Source organism: Halanaerobium salsuginis (assembly GCF_900114545.1).
GTDB lineage: Bacteria > Bacillota > Halanaerobiia > Halanaerobiales > Halanaerobiaceae > Halanaerobium > Halanaerobium salsuginis.
Genome location: NZ_FOTI01000001.1, coordinates 144,904 through 166,833, shown reverse-complemented (window position 1 = coordinate 166,833; position 21,930 = coordinate 144,904). Strand labels below are relative to the sequence as shown.

Genomic DNA, 21,930 nt, shown 5'->3' with positions numbered 1-21,930 from the left:
GCCATTAGTGTTCACCAGTAAGTTTTGAGTACAGAGGCAGCTGCCTGCTAAAGCAGCAGAAAACAAATGGGACACAACATACGGGTTAGGAGTTCATATCAGCCTCAGGGGATCAAACTTAAAAAGTAGTCATGTAAATACATGCTACAAGGAGGGTCTAAATCTTCCCTGGATATCTTTTGATATCATTATATCAGGGACTAAATCTAAACTTAATAGAAACAAGCAAATTTATATTTAAATGGTGATAAATTTCAATATCACTAAGTATATTATACGAGGAGGAAAGTTATTGAAAAAACTTATACTTTCCATGATATTAATATATCATCTTTTAAAGCCTTAAATGTTTACTAATTGTTTACTAACTGTTTATTTTTTTGCATATCCAAGAATTCTTGCTATTTTCTCTATTGCCTGGTCTTTAAAATCATAATATTTGTTTCTTCCCCACTCAAATTTTGGGTGAGTATATATGTTCACATCTTTCTCAAATCTTCCTGTCATATACTTTTTTTCCACTACAAATCTTTCTATCGTGTCTAGAGCCTTAAGAGCTTCTTCAATTTTTGCTATCATGCACTCTTTACTTCTTAATTCTTCTTTGAGTTCACTTTCATCTCGATTAATTACCGCATTTTCTGTAGCCGATCTAAAATCATTGCTGCCTTTAACATTTACTCCTTCATAACTTACTCCTCGGTTTGATTCTATTAATTCGTCTAATTCTATTCTGATTACAGCACATCGCTGTTTATATTCTTTATAGTTAAGCAGCTCCTTAATTACTCTTGAATAATAATCCTGCATCCAATCACCCTTTTTGTTGAAATAGTTTAGCGAACTCATTAAATATTATTTTTTTTAATTCTTCAGTACTATCCGGGATTTCTTTAATTTTAATTGTTATTGGCTCAATCTTTGTAATTAATTTATTAGAATGTTTTTCAAAATAAAAAGTTACATTCCAGGAGTCAATAGTTATGCATTCTTTTCTGCCGACCATAAACCCAGTAGTATTGGCTGATATTTTGATGATTTTAATATTCACCCGCAATCACCCCTGTTGGTCCTCATTTTTATATCTGTCCCTTTGTGTCTTTCCAGCCAATCAGCTTCCTCTTCCCTCAGAAGCTCATTAATTGGTTTCTCTCTTCCGCATCTAATGCAAGTGCCTTTATCCTTGACACTATCTAATATCATTGTCCTCCGGTTGCAGTGAGGGCAAATAACCGGCACTTGAATATGAGTTTTAATTCCTTGATATTCACATATCTTTTTTGCTTCCTCCAGCATTTTGAATCAACCCTTCCAATCTATCAAGTTTATTTTTATAATGCTTGTCAATTTCTTTTTCTGCAACATCCCCGTAAAAGGTTTTTATTTGTTCTATCATGATTTCAACATCTGCTATTTCTTCATACATTTTATTTGGATTTCCGGTCCTATGCAGCTTTGATACAGCTTGAATTAATTCTGCACATTCTTCCATTAACATAATCGATTGAGATTTAAAACCCCAATTGTCTATTGCTTTTTTATATACTTTACCTTTATCCATTTTTTACACCGATCCCCGGGCCAGCACCTTCATTTCTATCACTCATCAACTTCAACTCCTATCTTAATATTATTTTTCATGCCTTCCAATTCTTCAACAGCTCTATCAATTTGCTGGTTTATAAAATCTAACCGGTTGTTTAGAAGTCTTATGCCTTCCTGAGCCTCACTACTATCTACATTTATATTTAATGCTAAATTCCCAACAATTTTATCATTTGTGCTTTCGATGTCTGCCTCTATTTCCTTAGAAATTTCTTTGATGCCATTTCTTAAATAATCAGATTTAGGTGAATCCTCCATACCTATTGAATTTCTTACTAATTCTTTTAGTTTCTTATCGATTTCTACTTTATTCATAATTAAATTCCTCCTTTTACCAGGGCCAGCGCCCTAAATTTCTTCTATTCTAATTACAACTCGTGGTTCATCATCAAAAAATATTCCAGTTTTCCCATATCTCTTAATCTGCTTATCATTATCAAAAGCATTCGCATACTGCAGTCCATCCTCAACTGCTTTAACCAGGTTACTTAAATCTCCGTGCCGCTTGTCATTGAAATAAAATTCACAACTTAATTTTAAATCACCTTTTAGCTTTTTCCCTTTAGAAGCCTTTTTCCACAGCCAAGCTATATCTCTTTGATACTGTAAGCTTTTTCTAGCTCTTTTTGTCCACTTAGATTTCTGTGTCATTCTTTGAGCAGGTACTGGTCTACCTGCAACTACAAATCCAAACTTCTCCATAATATTCATCTCCTTATAATGTCATACCAATTTCCCTCAGGTTCACAGCCTAACCACTCTTTATCAATTTTGCTTATTTTATGGTTCTTCTTATTGATAGAAAGTCTAACATTCAAATCATCATGTGTTTTTCTATCTTCAAGCAATAATTCATTTCTGGTGCCTGGACTACATGCTATAACTCTGCCAGTGATCATATAACTTAAATACCAATCTTTAGTACAATAAACTTTTAAATCAGGCATTATTATCTCCTTTCATTACCCGGGCCATCACGGATAAACAATAGCCTCGACATGATATTTTTTCTTAAATGATTTCCAGCCCATCTTGTGAGCTATATTGTGATACTCAGCTGATAAACATATTTTCTTTAGATTGCTATCATCTAACTTTTGTCTGTTTTGCCCCATTCCTATTGCATCTGCATGATGGACATGTACTATTTCGCCTGAGTTGTCTATATAATAATTTTTGCCTGGTTTGGTACTAACAGCGCATATTTTCTTATCTAGGCACATTCTGAGCCACCTATCTAAACTGTCTAATCTCTTTCGGGGGTTTTCTTCCCACTGCACCCCCAGCTCATAACCTAATCTTATAGCAAAGTCTATAAAATCAATTGCTGCCTTCTTAGAACAATCAGATAAACTTATTCTTCCATGTTCAGATACCTCAGAAAACCTCATAACCAGGGCCTCTTTCATCTCTTCCTTTTCATACCCTATTGAGTTACCCATATCCTCAATAACAGCAAATGCTTTATTTCTCTGGCTATTGGTTATCATATTCATTAACCTTTGCTGCTCTTTTTTATTTATTTCAAACTTTACTCTGATTTCTTCCATTTTTTTGAGTTTTGGGCCAACATTAATCAAAATTCTTTTGCTGTCTTTCCCAGTTATCAATATAACTTCATGATCTCCATTAGCCAACTGTTCTATATTTTTGATTTTAGCTGAGGCCTGGGCCATCTGATTAAAGTTCACAATTAATGGTTTATTTTCAAATTTATCAAATCCATCTGGTATATCTTTTATGATCAGGTTTACTACTCCTGATTGTTTTCTAGTCTTCCATTTCTTTAAGCTACATCTAAATATCATTTCTGCCTCCCTCTAATATCTTACTCTTAGTTCGTTAACCCTCAGTTCAAGACCGGCCGGGGGAAGATCTTGAAGTTCTTTAGGTCTTAGCTTTGAGTTATTTAATACTTCTTTTTAGGCTGGCCCGCTCGATGGGCAAACCAGGCTGAATCTTTCTCCATACTTCCGGTTTGCTGTCTTTCGTAACACCTGCGGCAAACACCACCTCTGCCATCTTCTTCTGCATACATTGTTCCGCATTCAGGACATTTCTTCATTTTCTTGCTCCTTTCTGCTGGCCCGCTTGATCATAAATTAATTTTGATTTATTAATTTGCCAACCGAGTTCTTTTAAATCTTCTTCTAGACAATACTTAACTGTTGTTTCGTCGGAAATTTTGTCATTAAAATCGGTTTCAATTTCTAGTAATATTTTTGCTTTTACTTTATTATAAGGCTCAAAAAATTTTGGATTAAAAATCCCACTTCTACCTTGAAGCCAAATATATTTACCATTATCAGTTATTCCACTTATAGTTTCAATATCACCTTTGTAACTTGACTTTTCCCTTCTTGTTGTTGTGCATTTAATTTTCATTCCAACTTTACAATTTTTAATTTTCATGATTGCCTCCTATATTCTAATCATTATTTTTTAATCTGCTGGCCCGGGCCATCACCCTTGATTAAGGCCAGTTAGTTTTTCAATTATTTCTATTCCATTTTTCGGATCTATATGGTCGTTGCATCCTTCGCAGTTAACATCATCAAATCTTTCTACTTTCTTGTCGCACCACTCAACTGCAGCTGTACCCAGTTCTTTATGATAATACCAGGCGCACGGCCGATTAGTTATTGACTTGTGATAATGGCAAAGGCTCCCTTTTCTGATTTGTTCATCACAAACATCTATCTCGCAGATATAATAATCATTCACTTTGGACCATATCCGGAAGCACTTTATAAGGGCATTTGCTATGTTCTGGGTCTCGATGTATTACTGGAATATCATATTTAAGCAACTGCTGCCTTAAAGTGCATTCATCAATCTCTTTTTCATTATTTTCACAACCTAAACAATTTGATTTGACTGTATTATCAATAATGTCATAAAAATCATCTGTATCTACTACTGTGATATTATCCTCTTTTTTCATCTTCATCTTTTTCTTTTTTGCTACCCTGGTATAATCAAGTGATAATTTGGTTTCTGTCACTAACTGCTTAATATTTTCTTTTTGCTCTTTAGCTGCATCTTCGATAAGCATATCTTTTACTTTCCCTGTATAGGTCCGGGCCATCTTGATAGACCTCATAAATTTAGTTGACTTTTCTATAGCATCAATATTTTCATACTTACTTATTTTGTCATTGAGATACATTACGAAGTGACTTAGTGTCTCTGCTATTTTTTGATCTTCTCTGCTTATATACCCCATTTTGTTTCCTCCTTTTTGGTTCGTAAATTATTTTGAGCTGGCCCGGTCAATCTGATTCAATAGTTGCCGGTGACCTCATTTTAATTCCATCAATTATTAATATTCCTCCAACTCTTCTGATTAATTTTGATTTTTGCTTAGAATGGGACTTCAAAATCATCACCCTCAAAGTTATCGTTATACTTTTCATTTACTTGGTTGCTATTACTATTCTTAGATTGATGGCCCGGTCCCTGGTTGTTACTTTGCTGCTTATTTCTTTTAGCTTGTGAATTTTTTCTCTGATTGTTATTGTTTGCAAAGTCCAGGAATCGAACATTATCTGCATTTACTTCTGGGTTTATATAAGTTCTATTGTTCTTTTCGCTTTTTCTAATCTGAAGGCTGCCATCGACTCCGACTAATCTCCCTTTCCCCAGATGCCTGGCGCAATTTTCAGCCAGACCTCTCCAGGTAACTATGTTAATGAAATCTACACCTTTTTCTCCATTACTATTGGTATAGTTTCTCTCTACGGCAAGCGTAAAATTACAGACCGGCGTTCCATTACTTGTGTATCTTAGTTCAGGGTCCCTAGTCAGACGACCAATTAAAACTATTCGATTAAGTATTATCATCAGCTCCTTTAGCCTTATTCATTGCTATTCATCTCCTTTGCCACCGGCACCAATTCATATTCTGCAACTCCAAAGCCTTCAATTTCAATTCTCCCTTTAGTTTTAAAGTTATCAGTATAAAAACCATGGTTAGCAAAATATGTTGATAACCGGCTTAGCAAATAAACTATATTTGTATCAAGATACTGATTTTTAGGATCCTTATCTTCAATATCTTTTTCTTTAACACGAATTCTAATATCCATATCCATTGCAATTAGCTCTTTATCTTCTCCATTTTCAAGAATTAGTTTTTCCATTGTAATTGACCTCTCCTTCTATAATTTAATATCCATATTCTGTTGAGGGATCTATATAATCAAAACCTTCTGGATCACCTATAATCACAGTACCGGCAGCCCAAAGTTTAAACATGAATTTTTCGATTCCATATAGCCTACCTACTAAAGTAAAATCATCTTTGATTTCTAGCCCATCAAAATCAATTCTAAATATTTCATATTTGTTTTCTTCTATCTCTTTTAAAGTGAATCTTAAGTCTGGTTTGTCAAAACTATCTGGCTTATCAATATTAAGTTTGATATCAACATACCCTTCAATACTGCTAAATTCATAATCATAATAAATCACGCCTATATAATCTTCTCTTAATTCCTCATCATTATTTTCTATATATTTATTTACAATATCCTGCAATTCAATTTCTTTAGGAGCTGATTTCAATAAATCATTGAGATTTTCTTTTATTTTTTCAATTCCCTGCTCAGCCATAGTATTATCAATTTCTTTTTCAATATATTGAAGTATCAATTTGTTATAATCTGGTATTTCCATTTCCTCTAAATTAACTTTCATTTTTTCTCCAAGGGTCTTTTCTAGATCTTTTTGAAAATCGCCATAACTTCTAAAAAATTTCTCAATTGCCTTAGATAAAGACTCTTTAACTTTATTTTGAATTAATTCTTCTATTTCGCCGTTTTTAATTACCTCTTCTACTTTTTCATTAACAATTTTCTTTATATCCATTTTTATCTTCTCCTTATATTGTTTTTTAACTTTTCGACACAATCCGGGCAGTAATCAGCCCCATCTATATGAGTTGCGCACTTCTCGCAAATTGGTTTATCGCATGTAATTATACCACTGCTTAATACTCCTGGACCGCCCACATCAATAGCTCTAATTTCACCTTTTACCTTGTCGCAAAGCAAAGTAGCTTCTCTCTTTCCGCAAAAATAGCATCTGTTTTCGGGTAATTTAATTAATGTATCTGGCATACTTATCAACCCCTTCCGACTATCCATCATCTTCCTTTTTTTAGCTTCTTATACTTTTCCTCGACTATTTCATAATGAATTCATTAAATAATCTCTTATCATCAACAAATTCATGAGTGAAAACTGGTCTGCCTAGAACGTCTTGAGTAGCTTTATGAAATATATTAAAATCCATTAATAATCTTTCCTGTGACATTTGAAATAAAAATATCTCCTTAGAAGTCCAATTATCAAAATTTATGTTGTTGGCAATTTTAATTGCATCTTCTTTATCAATTTGCATCTTTAACCTCCAACTCTTTTTCGACTTTGCCAGTATTCCCAGTGATCACAATTTTCAAGCTCAATGTTGCAGTCTTTCTTCTCTTTGCAGTGCCCGCAGAAATTATCTTCCAGCTTCTTTATCATTCTTTCTCGAGCACTTATTTTCTCAATGCCTAAATATTTGCTTTTAAATTCTGCCCATTTAAACCTTTTGAGAATAAACCCGATGCTCGGACCACCAAATTTTTTTCTATATTTCTCGTAGGTCCTATAAGATAAATTATTTTCTCCGCTCCATTCTACCGCCGCTTTTGCAGTTTTAACTGCATCTTCTACAGTTAAGCCCATTTTAAACACCTCACACTTTGACTTCTAATTTGATTTCTTTAAAACTTTCGCTAAAATCTATCTCAAAGTCTTCATAGTCTGCACTTTCCAAAGCTCTTTCAATGACCGGGCCAGCAATCTTAATCCGTTTTCCTGCATTTTCCCGCTTAAAGCTTTTAATTAAATCTGCTAAATCGTCTTTGGTTACCTGATCAACATTTCCATTAACTATTACTGGTTTCATTTACTTCATCCTCTCAAATCATTTTAGGAACTGTTTTTCCTCCGCATTCGCATTTGTCTTTATAAGCAATCCAGTTTTCTGTTGATTTTTTATGATCTATTGGAGCTTCTTTTCCACAATCCTCACAAACTATTTTGACATTTGATTCTTTCACATGATCACTCCTTAAATCTATCCCAATCGTCTATAAAAAAATCCTTCCACTTGTAATCAGATTTATTTTCGGGGCTATCCTTATTTTTTGCATTTTTAGCAGCCACCTTAAGATCATCAATATTTTTGATGCCTTTCTGTGTCCAATCATTTAATACCGCCCGACAATATGCCAGGGGTTTGTTTTTTTTAATTGAAATCTTGCAGGCTTTTAAAATTACTGCTTCTGACATTTGCTGCAGGTAGTTCTCGAACTTATCCACATTTTCTTTGAAAAAAAATTCGAATCTCTTTTCTTCTTTATTTTCATTATTATTCATTATTAAATCATTATTATCATTATTGTTTGTGTGTTTTTGATGTGTTTTTGATATGCTTTCGTTATGCTTTTGATGTGTTTTTGCGTCGTTTTTACAATTATCTAAACCTTGATATTCACTATAGTTTAGCACCTTCACAACCGTCTTTTTGGTGTCGCTTTTATAAGATATCATTTCTTGTTTTACCAAAAGTTCTAAAAAATTCTTAACTTTTGTATTTGACCATCCCCAGCGATCACAAAGCTTTCTGATTGACGTTATCATTTTCCCTGGTTCAACCTTTACAACTTCATTCCCCAGCAGGACTTCATTTTCTTTGTGATTCACTGAAATCAATATATCTATCCACGCCTGACCTTTTGCAAAAGGCTTGTCCTGCCAGAGAATATTATCCTGTATTTTTCTATGAAGAGAAATCCATCCTTGAGCTCCCACCTAATCAACCCCTTGTGTCACCTTCCAGTGAATTTAAAAGTGCATCCAATCCAGAATATAAACTTTCTTTTTCGTTTGTTTTTAATTCTATTGGTGCGACTATACCGACTAATTCTCCATTCCCTTTGTAAAACGCTACTGGTGAAAATTTATCATCATTATTTACCTCACACTCATATTCTTCAAAGACCTGATAATAATCTTCTGAAATTACACTGACAAAACCCTCGGAATAATAAACCCTTTTATCATTATCAAAAACAAAGTCAGATACTTTAGCCGGTCTAAATTTGTCTAAACTTTCAAAAAGATTTTCAAAGTCCGGGCCACCATCATCAAGCATCATCCCATATGTCGAACATTTTTCTCCAACTTCCAGATCAGGAATATATGCATTTCTTTTGAGCGATGAATATTTGCTTTTAAATAAGTTGAACTGTTTTTGGTTCATCTTCACCAGTAAAAATTTATCTGTTACCCAGTAAGTCTTTTTGCCCTCTCGCCAGCAGTGAAGGTTGCCTTTCTTTAACTCCTTAATTGCTTTTTTAATTTTCATTATAATCACCTAAAATAATTCTTGCCGCCCGGGCCAGCGCCAAATACTCACCGAGTAAATCAATAGGCAAGTCACCTTCAGCTACCTCAGCTTTAGTTTTGACAATTACTTCATCACTATGCTTCTTTCTTGCTTTGCAGATGGTTACTGGTTTTTCCGATTTTGAAGTCAAAGTCCCTCCGGAATAAAAAGGAATAACACCTATTGGTTGATCGTCGCCAGTTAATATTTTTTCACCCTCGCTACAAGACAAAAACTGATAATCTACTTTCTCAAACTCAACCTCAAAGCCAGACTTTCCTAATTCAGCTTTCATAACATTAATGTTAAATTGAATATCTCTTAAGTCTTTTTGGATCTCATTGACATAATTTAAAGCGTGGTCCTCTATTTTGTTTGCTGGCATTGAATTTTCCTCCCTTAAATAATCTTCACTGACTTTAAAAGTATTTAAAATAACTTCCTCGATTGCTTTCATTTACTTTTCCTCCTCTATTTTCTTTTTCAACAAACCATTCAATTCATCTAAAGCCTGCGATTGTAGCCAATTCCTAGTTTCTGAAACTTTGGGTATCTCGGGAGTTACCTTCCAAATTCTATTAGCGATAGAACGGGCTAAACCACTCAATTCTTCGTCAGTTATACTGAATTGCATCATTTACTTTTCCTCCTCTAATAAGTCTGATTCCCTTATTCTCAAATTGCTAAATTCTTTTCCTTTAATCTCCATAATTTCATTAGCCCGCCAGAACGGATTGTCGTCACTTCTGAAAAAGAAATACATTGTCTGGTCCAATTTCTTATCGTAATAAATCGCTTCATATAACTGCATATTCGCCTGCTCCTTAGCAAACTTTTCTTCAATGGCCTTTTCTACCTTTTCATCAATTGTCTGTTCAGACGCCGCTAAATTGTCAAGCTGTTCGTCAGCTGTTAAGACGGTTCCTGTTGCAATTCCGATTGATAAAATCATAACTACCAATATTATTGCTAATTTCTTATTAATTACCATCATCGCCATCTCTCCAGGTTGTTAATATTTCTAAATTCTGATATATTATAGTTAGATTGTTTTTTCTTGACTTGCTCAGCTGATTTGCCCTCAGTTGAGCTTTTTCTGTTTTTTCTCCATAATTTTCTGATGTCTGCAAAAAGAATAGGAACGACTTTCAGTAGTAAATACATCCAGATCATTCCCATTATGAATGTTTGTAGTAATAACTTCTCTATCTCTGTCATTGATTATCCTCCTCAATCAGTCTTTTCTGTAAATTCAATTCTATCTGAGTATTTTCTTTCAATATATCCTACATTAGTCTCATTAATTACTTTCCCATCGTCATTAATCTGAACAGCTACAATGTGCATTAAGTTTCCAACTTCGTGCGGTTTTAACTTAAGTTTGAATTTCATTACAATGCCTCCCGCAAATCATTTGCATCCTCATATTTGTCTATGAAATCCTGGCTTAAACCATTCCTTTGGAGGGCCTCTTTAAATATCGAGTCTGATAGATACCCTCTTTCGTGATATTTTATTAAGCATCTTAGGTTTCTCTTTTTTAGATCGGCCCCCATATCGCTACAAATACTATCAATAGTGATGCAAGCGAAGAACCCATCTCCTACTTCTTCCATCATTTTTTCAAATTTTTCTACTTGCTTATCATTTAAATCCTCAATAGATTCTGCATTATGAAAAAACTTTTGAACTTTTTTAATACTTTCAATAATCTCTTCTAATTCTTCAATGAGCTTATTTGAAGAAGTGTAAAAATCTTTTTTTACCCCGTCTAAGTCAACACATCTAAAAGTGCTGCCATTAAAAGCTAATAATAATCGAGCGCTATTAGTATCATTAATCAACTTATTTTTTATATCACTCGGGACATTTAAATGACCATTAATATACTTTGACAATGCTGTCCGATCAACACCTAATTCATTTGAAGCCTTTTCCTGTGTTAAACCTTCTCTTTTCAACTCTTCTCTAATTGCTTCACCAATAATATTCATAACTTTCCCTCCTTTGTAATTTTTAGCACCTTAAGCCATTGATTGTGAATAATCTGAAGACTATAATTAACTTAAGATAACTTCCTAAGAATATAATCTTCTTTTTCGATAACATCTGTCTCAACATTTTCCATTGATTTTTCTTCCAACCACTCTCTCAAAACTGATTTAGGAAATATTAATCTGCTTCCTAGATAAGCATGTGGCAGCTGCTCTTTATGTCTGAGTATCGAAGACCTCCCAACTCCCAAATATTCTGCTGCCTCCTCCGCTTTTAAACCCTCCTTATCTTTAAACTTACTCTCCATTTCCGGTGATGGCCCCAAACCTAAAGCCGGAAGCTTATCAAGTTTCTCTTTCAGTTCTTCTAAGTCTTTTGCTATTTGTTCGAGCATTCCCATCTATTTCACCTCCTAAAATTGTGGGCCATTTACAGTCAGATTCCAGTTGCCGCTGCCTTCAAGAACAATCATGTCATTAGCAAACTCAGCACTTTCAATCTCTTCTAGCGGGCAAATACTGTCGCATTTATCACCTTTGACAAATTTAAGCTCCTTATTGACTCTGTCAACAAAATAGATTCCATCCACCTGGTCATTGAATTGCTTGAACATGTCTATTAAGATGTTTTCCAATTAATTTCCCTCCTCATTTCCCGAGTTTAACTTTTCAATTAATTCATTCCGCTGTTCATTAACCTCTCTTTCAAGTTCCTTAAGAATATTTTTAGCAGCTTCTATATGGCTCAACCTATAATCAAGGCTCATTAGTTCAGCGTTTCTCTCATTTGCATAATCAAATAAAACCTGCTCGCCAGTTGTCATTGCTGCTTTTCTGATTTGTTTTTCAACATCATCTTTGAACTCAGGAACTTCGGTTATTTTATAAACATTGATTAATCTCTCAACAGTGATTTCTAAAACTTTTAAGTTATGAGTCTCTTTATTCAAAATTTAACCCCCTTTCTATGCCTCCTTATATTCAAGCCCTAATATTGGTTCAATTTCTCCAAGAGAATCCATTAATTTTTGCCACATTCTATTAATAAAAGACCTATAAAGACTTTCCCATTCTTCATTAGTTTGGCCTTTCTCTGGTTTATATAAGTCCAGTATCAAGCTGATTTCTTCGCCAGATTTCAAGGTTATTTTCCCAAATTCAAAAGGAACCCAGTCAACCATTTCATCCGGAAACAATCCCTCATAAATATCGTCTGAAATAAATTCTGCCTTTGCTACCTGATCAACATTTACAATTTGTTCATTCAATTTAATAAATTTTGGCATTTAGTGCCCTCCTTTAAGATATTTAACATTATAATTTCTTGAAGATGTTTCAATCCTATTTGGCTTACCCTTGATTGTTAGCCAACCTTTGACCTTGTCTAAAACAGATGGATAATACTGTTGTTGAGCGTATTGGTGTTTTTCATTACTCCCCAATGTTGTTTCAACTTCATTAGGATGAATGTTTATTTCGTTAATAATTGCACCTACCGCTTGAGAGTGAGGATTACCAGAATTGCTGTAAACACCTATTTTCTTAGCTATTTCAGTGCAAGTTAAAAGATTATCAGGAAGCTGTACATGAAAAGGAAGCTGAATCCCAGCTTCTTCATATAATTTTTTTACAGCTGTCATTTTAGATACTGCGCTTAATTGTAATTCTTCCATTAATGGCATTAATAATTTTGAAGATTCTAGAGCGAAATGTTTGCCATCGACTGATTGAGTATTCTGGACTAAATTTCTAGCTCGCTTTTCAACTTCTATAAAATACTTTCTTATTTTCTTTCCTTGTAGATTCCTCTCCACCATCCCCAATTCTTTCCCCATATCTAAACTTAAAATATATTCTTTGCTTGGGCGGCCGCCATTACTTTCGGACAAAAATGTCGAAAAGTCTAAATCCTCTTCAAAAGAATAATTTTCTATTCTTCTTTTAACCCATTTTCTAAACGGAGTATCAACATTTAAATAATCATGTAGTTCTCTAGCATCAACTACTTTTTCACCTTCATCTGTAATATAAACTGGTATTAATTTATTTTCTAAAACTTTTAGATCATTCATTTAAAATCTCCTTTCTGTGCTTAAGTTTCATTATGCAACTCCATTATTAAAAAAAATATCTTTTGCCTCTTCACCAAATAAATCTACAATTTTTTGCATTACCTCTAAAGAAGGATTGCGTATGCCGTTTTCTATCATGTTATACATAGGCCTTGAAATTCCAATTAATTCTGCAACATCTTTTTGGGTTAAATCATTGTTTTTTCTTAATTTTTTTAGTTTCTTAATGTTCATACAATCACCTCCTTAAGTTTCAATGTGTTACTTTCTAATTAATATTATAGGTTACAAATAGAAACTTGTCAAGTCTTTTTTGAAATTTTTTTATACTTTTTGTTACATTTGTTTCTTTAAGTTACTTATTATGATAATATTCTAACTGAGGTGACATAAATGAAATTCTCAGATAGGTTAAAAAAATTGAGAAAAGAAAAAAATTTATATCAAAAAGAATTAGCTGAGTATCTGGGAGTTTCCCGCCCTACAATTACTCAGTATGAATCGGGTGCAAGAAAGCCTGATAATGATACTTTAGAAAAAATAGCCGATCACTTTAATGTAACAGTTGATTATTTGCTTGGGCGTACTGATGAGCGGTCTCCCGCTGACAAAATTAAAAAAGCAATCTCTGATGATCCAGAACTGCAAGAAACATGGGAGCAAATTTTCCAAAGGGAAAACTTACAATTGCTGTTTAAGCAGACAAAAGATTTAGATGATGATGCTATAAAGCAGATCATCAGAATAATTAAAGCGATTGAGGATGAAGAGCAGGGCAATCAGTGATATACTTTACTTAAGGAGTGGTATATTATGTTAAAAAACAAATATTTAATCCCGGTTATATTTATAATTGTAATGTTTATTGCATTTTCACCAATTCAAGCTAAACAGCTTTCTAAAGAAGAAGCAAAACAAACTTTGACTTCTTCTGATAAATTTAAAGCTTATATTGAGTCCGAAAATTTAAGATGGAATAGAAAGACTGGCAATGATCTTGATTATTCGCTTAATTTTAGAGATGTAAGCGAAGTTGGCGAAGACAAATATTTTATAAATGTAAGTAACATAAATGGAGATCCCAAAGTCAGGACTTCTGTGAACTTGATAAACTTTGTTATTGATGCAAATACAAAGGAGTTATTCTTTTATTCAAATTTAGAGGGATTAATACCTATAAAAAATCTTCGTATATCAAAAACAGAAACGATATTTAGAGAATTTGCGTGGGAAGATTGTTTGGAATTCTTAGAGGAAAATAAGGGTTTTGAATTAGTTAGAAGAGAATATAAAGAAGTAAAAGAAATGGAAGAAGATTATTTTGGATTGAAAGTTTATCAAAGAGAAAATGAAAATTTAGAATTAGGCAGCCTTAAACTGTGGGAAATAAGATATTATTTTTTTGGAGATAACTTAGCTAGAATTATGTTGATTTTAGATTTTGATGATTATGATCATGCTGAAAGAATGCTAGAAACAAGATATGGTGAGGGAGAAGGTTCCATGGGTTTTTTGACCAATAGTGTTGACTGGACTTATAAAAGAACAAATATAAAATTGCATAGAGAAGTTAGTTTTGGTGATAGCGCCGCCTCTATTACTTTTGAAAGTGGAAAAATGATGGCAAGATATAAAGATTGGTTAGAGGAATATAAACAAGAACAAGCAGCTAGAGATGCAGAGACTTGGTAAAATAATCTGAATCAGGGGTGCATAAGAATGAGAGATAAAAAAATTCGCACTGCATTACAGCGTACATACATCAATTATCAGGAATGGGCCAGGGAAAACAATATATTTCATACTTTCTTGCCATTAAATCCAGAGGTATACGGTTTCGTGTACCTCTCTTCAACTCAAAAATACTTTGTGATCATCAATGATAGTTTAACTTCTGAGCTACAAAAAGAAGTTTTCTTGCACGAAGTCGAGCATATTGTTTGCGATATGCCTAATTTAGGATACATTATAGGTTTGGATATGCAGCATTGTTCAATTGAAAAGAATGCTAATCGTTTTGCCAGGTTGATGGCAGCTAATTTTTTTACTTAATATACGAACATACATTCTTATTTTTTTACACATTGTGCGAACAAATGTATATAATCACTCACTTAATTAATATAAATAGTGAATTCCAAACAACAAATAAGGAGGATTTGTGATGTCACATTTAAGAAAAAGAGGAAAGAAAAAATATCAAATTGTAATTGAGTTAGAACCTGATCCGGATGGTGAACGAAATTTTATTTATAAGACTGTTAATGCTAAGAAAGATAAAGCTAAAGAAATTATGAATAAAATGGAAAGAGAAATAAAAAGCGGTGTTTTTGAAGGAAGAAAAATAAAGCTTGAAGATTTTCTTTTAGATTGGTTAGAAAATCATAGAAAAAGATTAAAACCTTCTACTCATGAAAATTATAAACATGTAATTGAAAGACATATACTCCCTATTCTTGGTGAATATACTCTGGGAGAGTTAATAGATAAACCAATATTATTAGAAAATTACTATGATCATAAACTTAAAAAGGGGAATTTGACAACGGGAGAAAGTCTTTCTAATAGATTTGTTAGATACCATCATTCAATCATGCACAAAGCTTTTAGTAACGCTTTAAAATGGAAAATGATTAAGATAAATCCAGCCGAACTTGTAGATCCGCCTAAAAAAGTAACTAAAGAAGCTAAATATATGAATTCAAAAAAATTAGAAGGATTTTTAAAGACAGTGGATAATAAGTATTATAGAAGATTATTTGAATTTGCAGCTAGAACTGGTTTAAGAAGAGGAGAAATATTAGGTTTACAATGGGATTTGATTGAGTTTGATAGCAGAACAATACTTGTAAAGCAATCTTTACTTAGGACCAGCGGCCAGACTTTTATTCAAGAAACTACTAAAAACAACCTGGTTAGAAGTGTTCCCTTCTCAAAAAAAGTATATAATCTTTTAAGAAACATAAAAAAAGAGCAGGTTCAAATCAAAACTGAGCTAATGTTAAAGAATTATAATAAAAATAACTTAGTATTTGCCAGGAAAGATGGCACTCCTCCAGATCCAGACTCTATTAGTCATGCTTTTAAAAGATATGCAAGGGCTGCAGATATGGATCAATATACATTCCACAGCCTAAGGCACTCATTTGCTTCAATATTAAAAGAAAATGGACAGGATATACAAACCATTCAAAAACTTTTAGGTCACACTTTAAGGTCCACTACAGCTGATATTTACACCCATGTTTCTGATAAAAGTAAAAATTCAGCAGTGAATAAATTAGACGATATTTTTTAATTTTTGGTTTGAGTCCCCACCTGGCCACCACTTTTGCATTTAGATAAAATCTCTGCCTGCGAGCTGCCTGCATAAAATAAATGTTTGCTGACAATTTAAGAATATATAAAAAATAAAACCCCTGCTATAATGGAACTAACAGAGGTTTGAAATATCTATAGTTTTGTATGAAACCCCGCTAATTTAGATTCAGGGTCTAGTGGTCTCACGACCGTGAGGGTTCGAATCCCTCCTTTCGCACCAGCTAAATTAAAGCAAAATATTGCAGCTATAATTGGAGCCATTGAGGCTCTTTTTTTTATTTGCTATAAAATGGACTCTAACAGCACTTACCTACAAGCTGCCTGTAAAGAAAAATGTTTAATGATATTTTAACTTAATTATTATAGCGCACTTTCCTATATATTTGATATTATTGCAAAAGAAAGACCAGCTCTATGTCTGGTTGATTTATTTTAATCCAAAAGCAGCTATCCATCTTGTTCTTTTTTGAACCTCTCAACTTCTTACTTTGAGCACTACTCATTATCTGAGTTGTGCCTTTTTATTTATTTAAACATAGATTTTAAGTAATTAATTCAAAATAGCTCATCCTTACTATATAATTATTTCAGCATCTACAAAACAAAACCTTTATTTGGCAAATAAAAAAAGTCACCTTTATAAAAGTGACTTTTAATCTTAACTAATTATTTAGTTATATAGCTGCTCAACAAAGTCGGCTAATCTAGTTAAACCTTGTTTTATGTCTTCTTCATTTAAAGCAAATGATATTCTAATAAAATTATCCATTCCAAAAGCAACACCGGGCACTACAGCTACTTTAACAGCTTCTAGTAATACATCAGCAAAATCTAGTGAAGAATTCAGGATTTTATCGTCAAATTTCTTACCCAGAAGAGCAGAAATATCTATAAAATAATAAAATGCTCCCTGTGGTTTAATAAATTCTAATCCAGGGATTTCAGTTAAATAATCTGCTACCAGATCTCTACGCTGCTGAAAGACCTGTCTACGCTCTGCAATTATTTTAGTTAACTGATCAGTTTCTAGAGCTATTTTACTCGCATATTGAGCAATTGTATTTACATTAGAAGTTGTGTGGCTCTGAATTTTAGCCATATTACTAATCCAATCAGCATTAGCAAAGCCAAAACCTACCCGCCAACCAGTCATAGCATAAGTTTTTGACATTCCATTAACAACTAAAATTCTTGCTTTTAGTTCAGGATATTGCTGGACTAGCGAAACAAATTGCTGATTGTCATAAAGTAATTTATCATATATTTCATCACTTATAATAAATAATTCGGTATTTTTTAAGACATCTATTAATGCAGCAATTTCCGCTTCAGAATAGAAATGACCATCAGGATTTGAGGGTGAATTTAAAATTATAGCTTTTGTATTATTATTAATATGTGCAGTTAAATCTGCTGCTGTCATTTTATAATTATTAGCTTTCTGTGTCTCAATAAAAACTGGTTTACCACCAGCCAGTTTAACAATTTCTGGATAAGAAACCCAATATGGTTTAGGAATAATTACTTCATCACCTGGGTTTAAAATAGCAGCAAGTCCATTAAAAAGTACCTGTTTCCCACCATTAGAAATAATTACTTCATCCATTGTGTATTTAAAATTATAGTCAGCAGCAAATTTATTGATAACTGCTGCTTTCAGCTCAGGTAATCCTGCTGCCGAAGTATAACCAGTCATATTTTTTTGCATTGCTTCTCCAGCAGCTTTTTTAATAAGTTCAGGTGTAGGAAAATCAGGCTCTCCCACCCCAAAACTAATTACATTATTGCCAGACTTTTTTAAACTGGCAGCTTTAGCGCTAACTGCTATAGTTTTTGATTCTTCAATTTTTGCTATTTTAGTTGAATACTCCATTTTAACACCCCATTAAAATCTTCTTTTTGTTGAGTAATTGAGTTCAAGTACTTTTGTTACTAAATAAATATACCATAAAAATTTATAAAAAACAAAAATGAGAGCAGTCAGCTCTCATCTAAGCAAATTTAGCAAGTATTCCATTGATAAAAGCAGGAGAACTATCATCAGCAAATTCTTTAGCAACCTTAACTGCCTCATTAATAGCTACTCCAACTGGAATTTCATGTTGAATCTCATAAACAGCAATTCTTAAAATATTACGATCAATAACTGACATTCGCTCAATATTCCAATTAATCGCATAACGATCAATTTGTGCATCAAGCAATTCAAGTTCCATTATAATACCAAATAAAAGCTCTTTAACATAAAGCTCAGCTGCTGTCTTTTCAATTACACCTTCTGCCAATACAAATTTTTGATAGCTCTGACGAGCAGTTTCCTGATCAAGTTTTTTACGAATATCAAGTCCATATAAAATTTGTAGAGCCCAGATGCGCTGTTTATGTCGTGAAACTTTTTGCATAAAAAGATTACCTCATTTCTTAACACTATTTCAATTTTATTATTTAAATTTTTCAGGGATGACTTTAAAAATCAGATTTTTTAAATCTTCTTCTAAATTCCAGCGCAAGCCACAATAATATCCAATTACTGTAGTTATTACTAAAAGTAATGTTTTAAAAAAACCGATTAGTAAAATTAAAATTCCTACAAATAATCCTAATAGAGTACCAAAAATTTTCTTTCTGTTTAGATATAAGAATTGGATTAGTTTATCTTTCAACTGATCTTTTTCCATTTATCTACCACCTCATTCAACATTTTCGGGTAGTTTATTTGTCTGTTCAACAGCCGAAATATTTATTTGGATTTTTTCAACCTGAATTCCAGTAGTTTCTTTAATATAGGTCTGTAAATCACGCTGAATACTTTCACTAATTTCAGCAATGTTTCCTGGCACAGTCAATTTACCACTCAAAATAATATTTAAACCAGCTGCAGCCTCTTCAATTTTTATTTTAATATCAGAAAAATTTTCTTTGTTTTCTACTCTTTCTTCGATTAGGTTAGCTAAAGCTGTAATGGTAATACTAATATCTCCTGATTCTGAACTGAGCAGCTTAGCTGATCTCAATTTAGAATCACTAAAATAAGGATAAATAATAAAAATTGACATTAGAAAAATAACCAGGTAGACTATTGCATACTGCCAGCTATTATAAGTAGAGCGAACAATCTCTGGTAATAAATCAATAGTTAAAATTCCAAAACTATATAGAGCAAGAGTAATTGTCACAATTATTAGCAGTAATGCAATTAGAAAAGAAAATAAATTTTGGATTATTTTCATGGCCTAACCCCCATTCTTTTTATAAAAAGAAAAAAGTTATTTTTCTTCATCTTCATTTTCACTAACAGTTACTTCAGCTTCTACTTCATCTTCTGGAAAACTAACTCCCTGAACATGAACGTTAACTGCTTTTACATCAAGACCAGTCATGCCTTCTACCGCCTGTTTTACATTATCTTGAATCTTCCAGGCAACATCTGGAATAGAATTACCATATTCAATAACAACATAGACATCTATCATTGCAGTGCGATTACTAACTTCAACTTTAACACCTTTGCTGAGACTTTTACGCCCCAACATATCAGCAATTCCACCAGCAAGTCCGCCGCTCATTCCAGCAACTCCTTCAATTTCTGTTGCTGCTAATCCAGTAATAATTCCAACTACCTCATCAGCAATTTTAATACTACCTTCATTTTCTTTTTCTATTTCTTGTTCTGGTAAATTTTCTTTTTTTTCTTCACTCATTATCCTAAAACCTCCTTTTTAGCTGTTTTAATAAATCATTTTTTAATTTCAGCAAGAAGCTTATTCTGTTCAGAGTATTGTCCAACAATAATGGCTCCTATTTTTTGATCATTATCTGCAATAACTTTAACATAGTTATCATCATCAAGCAATACTTTTTCCTGATAATTACCGTCTTTATTTAAATTACCAATTGAAACAACATTAATTCCTGCAACTTTAAGTCTATGTGAAGGTACATAACCAGTGAATTCACTTTCCAGACCACTCATAACTTGACCTGCAATCCTGCCCTGTTCTAAAGCAGGAGGCCAGATACCATAAATCTGATTATCGTATTCTGCAAGATCACCAGCTGCATAAACATTAGGAAAAGAAGTTTCCAGCTTCTCATTCACAACTATACCTTTATTAGTTTTAATATCAAGATCTTCTACCAGGCAAGTATCACACTTAATACCTGTAGAAATTAAAACAAGATCAGCTGCAATTTCTTCATTTTCTAAAATAACTTTTTCCACTTTCTTTTTCCCGGTAAACCCCTTTGTCTTGGCGCCAGTAATTACTTTAATGTTGTTTTTCTGCAATTTGCTTTCTAATAAATCACCAGCTTTTTCATCGAGCTGCATTGGCAATAAATAATCTGCTACTTCAAGAACTGTAGTTTCCAGACCAGCTTTATTAAAATTATATGCCATTTCAAGGCCTAATAATCCTCCCCCTACAACAACAACTTTTTTTGCCTGTTGAGCGGCAGCATTAATTTCTTTTAAATCAGCAGCTTTTTTCAAAGTGAAAATATTATCCAATTCAACTCCAGAAAATGGAGGCACAAAACAGGTAGAACCATTTGCAAATAAAAGTTTATCATATTGATAACTATTTTTAGCACTTTTAATCAAACTATTTTCTAGATCAATTTCAGTTATTTTTTCAGATAAATGCAGATCAATATCATGCTCAGCAAACCATTCAGCATCATTAATAATTATATCCTCAACTTCAACTTCCCCAGAAAGACATTCAATTAAACGGGGGCGATAATAAAACGGATAAGTTTCATCTGTAAAAATAAGTATCTGATCAGATTCATCTCTATTCTTAGCAATTTCTTTAGCAGCTGATGCACCAGCAGCTGATGCACCAATGATTACATAGTTCATAATCTTCCCCCTTGCTAGATTTAAATTTTATTTACTGGCTCTTTCAATATATTCATCACTACGAGTGTCAATCTTTATTACATCTCCCTCATTAATAAACAAAGGCACCTGTACAACAAGCCCGGTTTCCATAGTCGCAGGTTTACTGCCACCAGAAACTGTATTACCCCGAATTCCTGGCTGTGTATCAGTTACTGTAAGTTCAACAAAAGTTGGTAAGTCAATATCAATTGGTCTATTTTGATAAAGAGAAATATCAAGCTCCATATTTTCTTTTAAATATTGAATCTTATTCCCTAATTGTTCATCACTTAAATGAAATTGTTCATAGGTATCATTATCCATAAATATATAATCATTACCATCCCAATATAAAAACTGCATTTTCTTTTTTTCAACATGAGCAGTTTCTACCTTTTCACCGGCCTTAAAAGTTTTATTAATCACATAACCTTCTTCTACATTTCTTAATTTTGTTCTAACAAATGCACTTCCGCGACCTGATTTAGAATGTTGAAACTCTATTACTTGATAAACATCACCTTCTAGTTCTATTGTTAAACCTGTATTAAAATCATTTGTTGATATCAAAATTAGAACACCTCCACTATTTTATTCTGCAGCTTAATTATAG

43 protein-coding genes are annotated in these 21,930 nt (G+C 32.9%); 4 read left to right on the top strand and 39 right to left on the bottom strand.

Going from position 1 to position 21,930, the window contains the following annotated elements:
* Nucleotides 1–372: 372 nt before the first annotated feature.
* The 32 genes from BMZ74_RS00945 to BMZ74_RS00800 all read right to left on the bottom strand — a co-directional run bounded on the left by BMZ74_RS00945 (nucleotide 373) and on the right by BMZ74_RS00800 (nucleotide 13,345).
* Nucleotides 373–810, bottom strand: coding sequence for an ArpU family phage packaging/lysis transcriptional regulator (locus BMZ74_RS00945; RefSeq protein ID WP_089858240.1), 438 nt, complete (start codon nucleotides 808–810; stop codon nucleotides 373–375).
* Between the two features lie 4 nt (nucleotides 811–814).
* Complete coding sequence (locus BMZ74_RS00940; RefSeq protein ID WP_089858237.1) at nucleotides 815–1,051, bottom strand: hypothetical protein; 237 nt, start codon at nucleotides 1,049–1,051, stop codon at nucleotides 815–817.
* Nucleotides 1,052–1,267: 216 nt separating this feature from the next.
* A complete protein-coding gene (locus BMZ74_RS00935; protein WP_089858234.1) occupies nucleotides 1,268–1,561 on the bottom strand; it encodes a nucleoside triphosphate pyrophosphohydrolase family protein in 294 nt (97 codons plus the stop codon).
* Between the two features lie 38 nt (nucleotides 1,562–1,599).
* The gene (locus BMZ74_RS00930; RefSeq protein ID WP_089858231.1) at nucleotides 1,600–1,920 is read right to left on the bottom strand and encodes a hypothetical protein; all 321 of its coding nucleotides are present in this window, start codon (nucleotides 1,918–1,920) and stop codon (nucleotides 1,600–1,602) included.
* Nucleotides 1,921–1,953: 33 nt separating this feature from the next.
* Nucleotides 1,954–2,307 (bottom strand): RusA family crossover junction endodeoxyribonuclease, encoded by a 354-nt coding sequence (locus BMZ74_RS00925; protein WP_177181328.1) that lies wholly within the window; start codon nucleotides 2,305–2,307, stop codon nucleotides 1,954–1,956.
* A gap of 5 nt (nucleotides 2,308–2,312) precedes the next feature.
* The gene (locus BMZ74_RS00920) at nucleotides 2,313–2,552 is read right to left on the bottom strand and encodes a hypothetical protein (RefSeq protein ID WP_089858225.1); all 240 of its coding nucleotides are present in this window, start codon (nucleotides 2,550–2,552) and stop codon (nucleotides 2,313–2,315) included.
* A gap of 27 nt (nucleotides 2,553–2,579) precedes the next feature.
* A complete protein-coding gene (locus tag BMZ74_RS00915) occupies nucleotides 2,580–3,413 on the bottom strand; it encodes a putative HNHc nuclease (protein WP_089858223.1) in 834 nt (277 codons plus the stop codon).
* A 101-nt stretch (nucleotides 3,414–3,514) separates the two neighbouring features.
* On the bottom strand, nucleotides 3,515–3,670 hold the full coding sequence (locus BMZ74_RS14445) for a hypothetical protein (RefSeq protein WP_177181327.1): 156 nt from the start codon (nucleotides 3,668–3,670) through the stop codon (nucleotides 3,515–3,517).
* Nucleotides 3,667–4,017, bottom strand: a complete 351-nt coding sequence (locus tag BMZ74_RS00910; protein WP_089858219.1) for a hypothetical protein — start codon at nucleotides 4,015–4,017, stop codon at nucleotides 3,667–3,669. The genes BMZ74_RS14445 and BMZ74_RS00910 overlap by 4 nt, the downstream gene beginning before the upstream one ends.
* A gap of 304 nt (nucleotides 4,018–4,321) precedes the next feature.
* Nucleotides 4,322–4,831 carry a DUF5651 domain-containing protein gene (locus BMZ74_RS00900; protein ID WP_089858214.1) on the bottom strand — a complete coding sequence of 170 codons (510 nt, stop codon included), beginning with the start codon at nucleotides 4,829–4,831 and terminating at the stop codon, nucleotides 4,322–4,324.
* A 137-nt stretch (nucleotides 4,832–4,968) separates the two neighbouring features.
* The gene (locus BMZ74_RS00895) at nucleotides 4,969–5,442 is read right to left on the bottom strand and encodes a single-stranded DNA-binding protein (protein ID WP_089858247.1); all 474 of its coding nucleotides are present in this window, start codon (nucleotides 5,440–5,442) and stop codon (nucleotides 4,969–4,971) included.
* A 20-nt stretch (nucleotides 5,443–5,462) separates the two neighbouring features.
* Nucleotides 5,463–5,747, bottom strand: coding sequence for a hypothetical protein (locus BMZ74_RS00890; protein WP_089858211.1), 285 nt, complete (start codon nucleotides 5,745–5,747; stop codon nucleotides 5,463–5,465).
* Between the two features lie 25 nt (nucleotides 5,748–5,772).
* Complete coding sequence (locus tag BMZ74_RS00885) at nucleotides 5,773–6,474, bottom strand: hypothetical protein (protein WP_089858208.1); 702 nt, start codon at nucleotides 6,472–6,474, stop codon at nucleotides 5,773–5,775.
* 2 nt (nucleotides 6,475–6,476) lie between these two features.
* A complete protein-coding gene (locus BMZ74_RS00880) occupies nucleotides 6,477–6,725 on the bottom strand; it encodes a hypothetical protein (protein ID WP_089858205.1) in 249 nt (82 codons plus the stop codon).
* A 64-nt stretch (nucleotides 6,726–6,789) separates the two neighbouring features.
* Nucleotides 6,790–7,008 carry a DUF7736 domain-containing protein gene (locus tag BMZ74_RS00875; RefSeq protein ID WP_089858202.1) on the bottom strand — a complete coding sequence of 73 codons (219 nt, stop codon included), beginning with the start codon at nucleotides 7,006–7,008 and terminating at the stop codon, nucleotides 6,790–6,792.
* 2 nt (nucleotides 7,009–7,010) lie between these two features.
* On the bottom strand, nucleotides 7,011–7,337 hold the full coding sequence (locus BMZ74_RS00870; protein WP_089858200.1) for a hypothetical protein: 327 nt from the start codon (nucleotides 7,335–7,337) through the stop codon (nucleotides 7,011–7,013).
* A gap of 10 nt (nucleotides 7,338–7,347) precedes the next feature.
* Nucleotides 7,348–7,560, bottom strand: a complete 213-nt coding sequence (locus BMZ74_RS00865; protein WP_089858198.1) for a hypothetical protein — start codon at nucleotides 7,558–7,560, stop codon at nucleotides 7,348–7,350.
* Nucleotides 7,561–7,573: 13 nt separating this feature from the next.
* A complete protein-coding gene (locus tag BMZ74_RS14440) occupies nucleotides 7,574–7,714 on the bottom strand; it encodes a hypothetical protein (protein ID WP_177181326.1) in 141 nt (46 codons plus the stop codon).
* Between the two features lie 4 nt (nucleotides 7,715–7,718).
* Nucleotides 7,719–8,468 (bottom strand): DnaD domain protein, encoded by a 750-nt coding sequence (locus BMZ74_RS00860; RefSeq protein ID WP_089858196.1) that lies wholly within the window; start codon nucleotides 8,466–8,468, stop codon nucleotides 7,719–7,721.
* 4 nt (nucleotides 8,469–8,472) lie between these two features.
* On the bottom strand, nucleotides 8,473–9,024 hold the full coding sequence (locus BMZ74_RS00855; protein WP_089858194.1) for a hypothetical protein: 552 nt from the start codon (nucleotides 9,022–9,024) through the stop codon (nucleotides 8,473–8,475).
* Nucleotides 9,014–9,502 (bottom strand): hypothetical protein, encoded by a 489-nt coding sequence (locus BMZ74_RS00850; protein ID WP_089858192.1) that lies wholly within the window; start codon nucleotides 9,500–9,502, stop codon nucleotides 9,014–9,016. The genes BMZ74_RS00855 and BMZ74_RS00850 overlap by 11 nt, the downstream gene beginning before the upstream one ends.
* Nucleotides 9,503–9,682 (bottom strand): hypothetical protein, encoded by a 180-nt coding sequence (locus BMZ74_RS00845; protein WP_089858190.1) that lies wholly within the window; start codon nucleotides 9,680–9,682, stop codon nucleotides 9,503–9,505. It abuts the gene before it with no gap.
* Nucleotides 9,683–10,039 (bottom strand): hypothetical protein, encoded by a 357-nt coding sequence (locus BMZ74_RS00840; RefSeq protein ID WP_089858188.1) that lies wholly within the window; start codon nucleotides 10,037–10,039, stop codon nucleotides 9,683–9,685.
* A complete protein-coding gene (locus BMZ74_RS14435; RefSeq protein ID WP_177181325.1) occupies nucleotides 10,026–10,175 on the bottom strand; it encodes a hypothetical protein in 150 nt (49 codons plus the stop codon). The genes BMZ74_RS00840 and BMZ74_RS14435 overlap by 14 nt, the downstream gene beginning before the upstream one ends.
* 100 nt (nucleotides 10,176–10,275) lie before the next feature.
* Nucleotides 10,276–10,437, bottom strand: a complete 162-nt coding sequence (locus BMZ74_RS14430) for a hypothetical protein (protein ID WP_177181324.1) — start codon at nucleotides 10,435–10,437, stop codon at nucleotides 10,276–10,278.
* Complete coding sequence (locus BMZ74_RS00830; protein WP_089858184.1) at nucleotides 10,437–11,039, bottom strand: helix-turn-helix domain-containing protein; 603 nt, start codon at nucleotides 11,037–11,039, stop codon at nucleotides 10,437–10,439. Before BMZ74_RS00830 ends, BMZ74_RS14430 begins: the two co-directional genes overlap by 1 nt.
* A 71-nt stretch (nucleotides 11,040–11,110) precedes the next feature.
* Nucleotides 11,111–11,440: a helix-turn-helix domain-containing protein gene (locus BMZ74_RS00825; protein WP_089858182.1), complete on the bottom strand. Its 330-nt coding sequence runs from the start codon at nucleotides 11,438–11,440 to the stop codon at nucleotides 11,111–11,113.
* A 12-nt stretch (nucleotides 11,441–11,452) separates the two neighbouring features.
* Entirely contained in the window at nucleotides 11,453–11,674 is a 222-nt protein-coding gene (locus BMZ74_RS00820; protein WP_089858178.1) for a hypothetical protein, read from the bottom strand.
* Nucleotides 11,675–11,989 (bottom strand): hypothetical protein, encoded by a 315-nt coding sequence (locus BMZ74_RS00815; RefSeq protein ID WP_089858175.1) that lies wholly within the window; start codon nucleotides 11,987–11,989, stop codon nucleotides 11,675–11,677.
* A 15-nt stretch (nucleotides 11,990–12,004) separates the two neighbouring features.
* Nucleotides 12,005–12,325 (bottom strand): hypothetical protein, encoded by a 321-nt coding sequence (locus BMZ74_RS00810; protein WP_089858174.1) that lies wholly within the window; start codon nucleotides 12,323–12,325, stop codon nucleotides 12,005–12,007.
* Nucleotides 12,326–13,111, bottom strand: a complete 786-nt coding sequence (locus BMZ74_RS00805; protein WP_089858171.1) for an antA/AntB antirepressor family protein — start codon at nucleotides 13,109–13,111, stop codon at nucleotides 12,326–12,328.
* 30 nt (nucleotides 13,112–13,141) lie between these two features.
* On the bottom strand, nucleotides 13,142–13,345 hold the full coding sequence (locus BMZ74_RS00800) for a helix-turn-helix transcriptional regulator (protein WP_089858168.1): 204 nt from the start codon (nucleotides 13,343–13,345) through the stop codon (nucleotides 13,142–13,144).
* Nucleotides 13,346–13,504: 159 nt separating this feature from the next.
* On the opposite strand from BMZ74_RS00800, the gene BMZ74_RS00795 reads away from it, so the two are divergent.
* The 4 genes from BMZ74_RS00795 (at nucleotide 13,505) to BMZ74_RS00780 (ending at nucleotide 16,409) form a co-directional block, all read left to right on the top strand.
* The gene (locus BMZ74_RS00795; protein ID WP_089858165.1) at nucleotides 13,505–13,897 is read left to right on the top strand and encodes a helix-turn-helix domain-containing protein; all 393 of its coding nucleotides are present in this window, start codon (nucleotides 13,505–13,507) and stop codon (nucleotides 13,895–13,897) included.
* 27 nt (nucleotides 13,898–13,924) lie between these two features.
* The gene (locus BMZ74_RS00790) at nucleotides 13,925–14,803 is read left to right on the top strand and encodes a hypothetical protein (RefSeq protein ID WP_089858161.1); all 879 of its coding nucleotides are present in this window, start codon (nucleotides 13,925–13,927) and stop codon (nucleotides 14,801–14,803) included.
* Between the two features lie 27 nt (nucleotides 14,804–14,830).
* Nucleotides 14,831–15,163, top strand: a complete 333-nt coding sequence (locus BMZ74_RS00785) for a M78 family metallopeptidase domain-containing protein (RefSeq protein WP_089858157.1) — start codon at nucleotides 14,831–14,833, stop codon at nucleotides 15,161–15,163.
* Between the two features lie 112 nt (nucleotides 15,164–15,275).
* Nucleotides 15,276–16,409: a tyrosine-type recombinase/integrase gene (locus tag BMZ74_RS00780; RefSeq protein WP_089858154.1), complete on the top strand. Its 1,134-nt coding sequence runs from the start codon at nucleotides 15,276–15,278 to the stop codon at nucleotides 16,407–16,409.
* Nucleotides 16,410–17,102: 693 nt separating this feature from the next.
* On the opposite strand, the gene BMZ74_RS00775 is transcribed toward BMZ74_RS00780, so the two are convergent.
* The 7 genes from BMZ74_RS00775 to efp form a co-directional block, all read right to left on the bottom strand.
* Complete coding sequence (locus tag BMZ74_RS00775; protein WP_089858151.1) at nucleotides 17,103–18,305, bottom strand: pyridoxal phosphate-dependent aminotransferase; 1,203 nt, start codon at nucleotides 18,303–18,305, stop codon at nucleotides 17,103–17,105.
* 118 nt (nucleotides 18,306–18,423) lie between these two features.
* Complete coding sequence (gene nusB / locus BMZ74_RS00770) at nucleotides 18,424–18,834, bottom strand: transcription antitermination factor NusB (protein WP_089858148.1); 411 nt, start codon at nucleotides 18,832–18,834, stop codon at nucleotides 18,424–18,426.
* Nucleotides 18,835–18,873: 39 nt separating this feature from the next.
* Nucleotides 18,874–19,110, bottom strand: a complete 237-nt coding sequence (locus tag BMZ74_RS00765) for a DUF2273 domain-containing protein (protein ID WP_089858145.1) — start codon at nucleotides 19,108–19,110, stop codon at nucleotides 18,874–18,876.
* 12 nt (nucleotides 19,111–19,122) lie between these two features.
* On the bottom strand, nucleotides 19,123–19,662 hold the full coding sequence (gene amaP, locus BMZ74_RS00760) for an alkaline shock response membrane anchor protein AmaP (protein ID WP_089858141.1): 540 nt from the start codon (nucleotides 19,660–19,662) through the stop codon (nucleotides 19,123–19,125).
* 36 nt (nucleotides 19,663–19,698) lie between these two features.
* Nucleotides 19,699–20,133: an Asp23/Gls24 family envelope stress response protein gene (locus tag BMZ74_RS00755; protein WP_089858138.1), complete on the bottom strand. Its 435-nt coding sequence runs from the start codon at nucleotides 20,131–20,133 to the stop codon at nucleotides 19,699–19,701.
* Nucleotides 20,134–20,168: 35 nt separating this feature from the next.
* Nucleotides 20,169–21,296, bottom strand: a complete 1,128-nt coding sequence (locus BMZ74_RS00750) for an NAD(P)/FAD-dependent oxidoreductase (RefSeq protein WP_089858137.1) — start codon at nucleotides 21,294–21,296, stop codon at nucleotides 20,169–20,171.
* Between the two features lie 27 nt (nucleotides 21,297–21,323).
* Nucleotides 21,324–21,887 (bottom strand): elongation factor P, encoded by a 564-nt coding sequence (efp, locus tag BMZ74_RS00745; protein ID WP_089858132.1) that lies wholly within the window; start codon nucleotides 21,885–21,887, stop codon nucleotides 21,324–21,326.
* Nucleotides 21,888–21,930: the final 43 nt, after the last annotated feature.

What these genes read in the sequence shown, in the direction of transcription:
- BMZ74_RS00945 (WP_089858240.1), bottom strand. Translation starts at nt 810, where the DNA reads ATGCAGGATTATTATTCAAGAGTAATTAAGGAGCTGCTTAACTATAAA.
- BMZ74_RS00935 (WP_089858234.1), bottom strand. Translation starts at nt 1,561, where the DNA reads ATGGATAAAGGTAAAGTATATAAAAAAGCAATAGACAATTGGGGTTTT.
- BMZ74_RS00930 (WP_089858231.1), bottom strand. Translation starts at nt 1,920, where the DNA reads ATGAATAAAGTAGAAATCGATAAGAAACTAAAAGAATTAGTAAGAAAT.
- BMZ74_RS00925 (WP_177181328.1), bottom strand. Translation starts at nt 2,307, where the DNA reads ATGGAGAAGTTTGGATTTGTAGTTGCAGGTAGACCAGTACCTGCTCAA.
- BMZ74_RS00920 (WP_089858225.1), bottom strand. Translation starts at nt 2,552, where the DNA reads ATGCCTGATTTAAAAGTTTATTGTACTAAAGATTGGTATTTAAGTTAT.
- BMZ74_RS00915 (WP_089858223.1), bottom strand. Translation starts at nt 3,413, where the DNA reads ATGATATTTAGATGTAGCTTAAAGAAATGGAAGACTAGAAAACAATCA.
- BMZ74_RS14445 (WP_177181327.1), bottom strand. Translation starts at nt 3,670, where the DNA reads ATGAAGAAATGTCCTGAATGCGGAACAATGTATGCAGAAGAAGATGGC.
- BMZ74_RS00910 (WP_089858219.1), bottom strand. Translation starts at nt 4,017, where the DNA reads ATGAAAATTAAAAATTGTAAAGTTGGAATGAAAATTAAATGCACAACA.
- BMZ74_RS00900 (WP_089858214.1), bottom strand. Translation starts at nt 4,831, where the DNA reads ATGGGGTATATAAGCAGAGAAGATCAAAAAATAGCAGAGACACTAAGT.
- BMZ74_RS00890 (WP_089858211.1), bottom strand. Translation starts at nt 5,747, where the DNA reads ATGGAAAAACTAATTCTTGAAAATGGAGAAGATAAAGAGCTAATTGCA.
- BMZ74_RS00885 (WP_089858208.1), bottom strand. Translation starts at nt 6,474, where the DNA reads ATGGATATAAAGAAAATTGTTAATGAAAAAGTAGAAGAGGTAATTAAA.
- BMZ74_RS00880 (WP_089858205.1), bottom strand. Translation starts at nt 6,725, where the DNA reads ATGCCAGATACATTAATTAAATTACCCGAAAACAGATGCTATTTTTGC.
- BMZ74_RS00875 (WP_089858202.1), bottom strand. Translation starts at nt 7,008, where the DNA reads ATGCAAATTGATAAAGAAGATGCAATTAAAATTGCCAACAACATAAAT.
- BMZ74_RS00870 (WP_089858200.1), bottom strand. Translation starts at nt 7,337, where the DNA reads ATGGGCTTAACTGTAGAAGATGCAGTTAAAACTGCAAAAGCGGCGGTA.
- BMZ74_RS00865 (WP_089858198.1), bottom strand. Translation starts at nt 7,560, where the DNA reads ATGAAACCAGTAATAGTTAATGGAAATGTTGATCAGGTAACCAAAGAC.
- BMZ74_RS00855 (WP_089858194.1), bottom strand. Translation starts at nt 9,024, where the DNA reads ATGAAAATTAAAAAAGCAATTAAGGAGTTAAAGAAAGGCAACCTTCAC.
- BMZ74_RS00850 (WP_089858192.1), bottom strand. Translation starts at nt 9,502, where the DNA reads ATGAAAGCAATCGAGGAAGTTATTTTAAATACTTTTAAAGTCAGTGAA.
- BMZ74_RS00845 (WP_089858190.1), bottom strand. Translation starts at nt 9,682, where the DNA reads ATGATGCAATTCAGTATAACTGACGAAGAATTGAGTGGTTTAGCCCGT.
- BMZ74_RS00840 (WP_089858188.1), bottom strand. Translation starts at nt 10,039, where the DNA reads ATGATGGTAATTAATAAGAAATTAGCAATAATATTGGTAGTTATGATT.
- BMZ74_RS14430 (WP_177181324.1), bottom strand. Translation starts at nt 10,437, where the DNA reads ATGAAATTCAAACTTAAGTTAAAACCGCACGAAGTTGGAAACTTAATG.
- BMZ74_RS00830 (WP_089858184.1), bottom strand. Translation starts at nt 11,039, where the DNA reads ATGAATATTATTGGTGAAGCAATTAGAGAAGAGTTGAAAAGAGAAGGT.
- BMZ74_RS00825 (WP_089858182.1), bottom strand. Translation starts at nt 11,440, where the DNA reads ATGGGAATGCTCGAACAAATAGCAAAAGACTTAGAAGAACTGAAAGAG.
- BMZ74_RS00810 (WP_089858174.1), bottom strand. Translation starts at nt 12,325, where the DNA reads ATGCCAAAATTTATTAAATTGAATGAACAAATTGTAAATGTTGATCAG.
- BMZ74_RS00805 (WP_089858171.1), bottom strand. Translation starts at nt 13,111, where the DNA reads ATGAATGATCTAAAAGTTTTAGAAAATAAATTAATACCAGTTTATATT.
- BMZ74_RS00800 (WP_089858168.1), bottom strand. Translation starts at nt 13,345, where the DNA reads ATGAACATTAAGAAACTAAAAAAATTAAGAAAAAACAATGATTTAACC.
- BMZ74_RS00795 (WP_089858165.1), top strand. Translation starts at nt 13,505, where the DNA reads ATGAAATTCTCAGATAGGTTAAAAAAATTGAGAAAAGAAAAAAATTTA.
- BMZ74_RS00790 (WP_089858161.1), top strand. Translation starts at nt 13,925, where the DNA reads ATGTTAAAAAACAAATATTTAATCCCGGTTATATTTATAATTGTAATG.
- BMZ74_RS00785 (WP_089858157.1), top strand. Translation starts at nt 14,831, where the DNA reads ATGAGAGATAAAAAAATTCGCACTGCATTACAGCGTACATACATCAAT.
- BMZ74_RS00780 (WP_089858154.1), top strand. Translation starts at nt 15,276, where the DNA reads ATGTCACATTTAAGAAAAAGAGGAAAGAAAAAATATCAAATTGTAATT.
- BMZ74_RS00775 (WP_089858151.1), bottom strand. Translation starts at nt 18,305, where the DNA reads ATGGAGTATTCAACTAAAATAGCAAAAATTGAAGAATCAAAAACTATA.
- nusB (WP_089858148.1), bottom strand. Translation starts at nt 18,834, where the DNA reads ATGCAAAAAGTTTCACGACATAAACAGCGCATCTGGGCTCTACAAATT.
- BMZ74_RS00765 (WP_089858145.1), bottom strand. Translation starts at nt 19,110, where the DNA reads ATGGAAAAAGATCAGTTGAAAGATAAACTAATCCAATTCTTATATCTA.
- amaP (WP_089858141.1), bottom strand. Translation starts at nt 19,662, where the DNA reads ATGAAAATAATCCAAAATTTATTTTCTTTTCTAATTGCATTACTGCTA.
- BMZ74_RS00755 (WP_089858138.1), bottom strand. Translation starts at nt 20,133, where the DNA reads ATGAGTGAAGAAAAAAAAGAAAATTTACCAGAACAAGAAATAGAAAAA.
- BMZ74_RS00750 (WP_089858137.1), bottom strand. Translation starts at nt 21,296, where the DNA reads ATGAACTATGTAATCATTGGTGCATCAGCTGCTGGTGCATCAGCTGCT.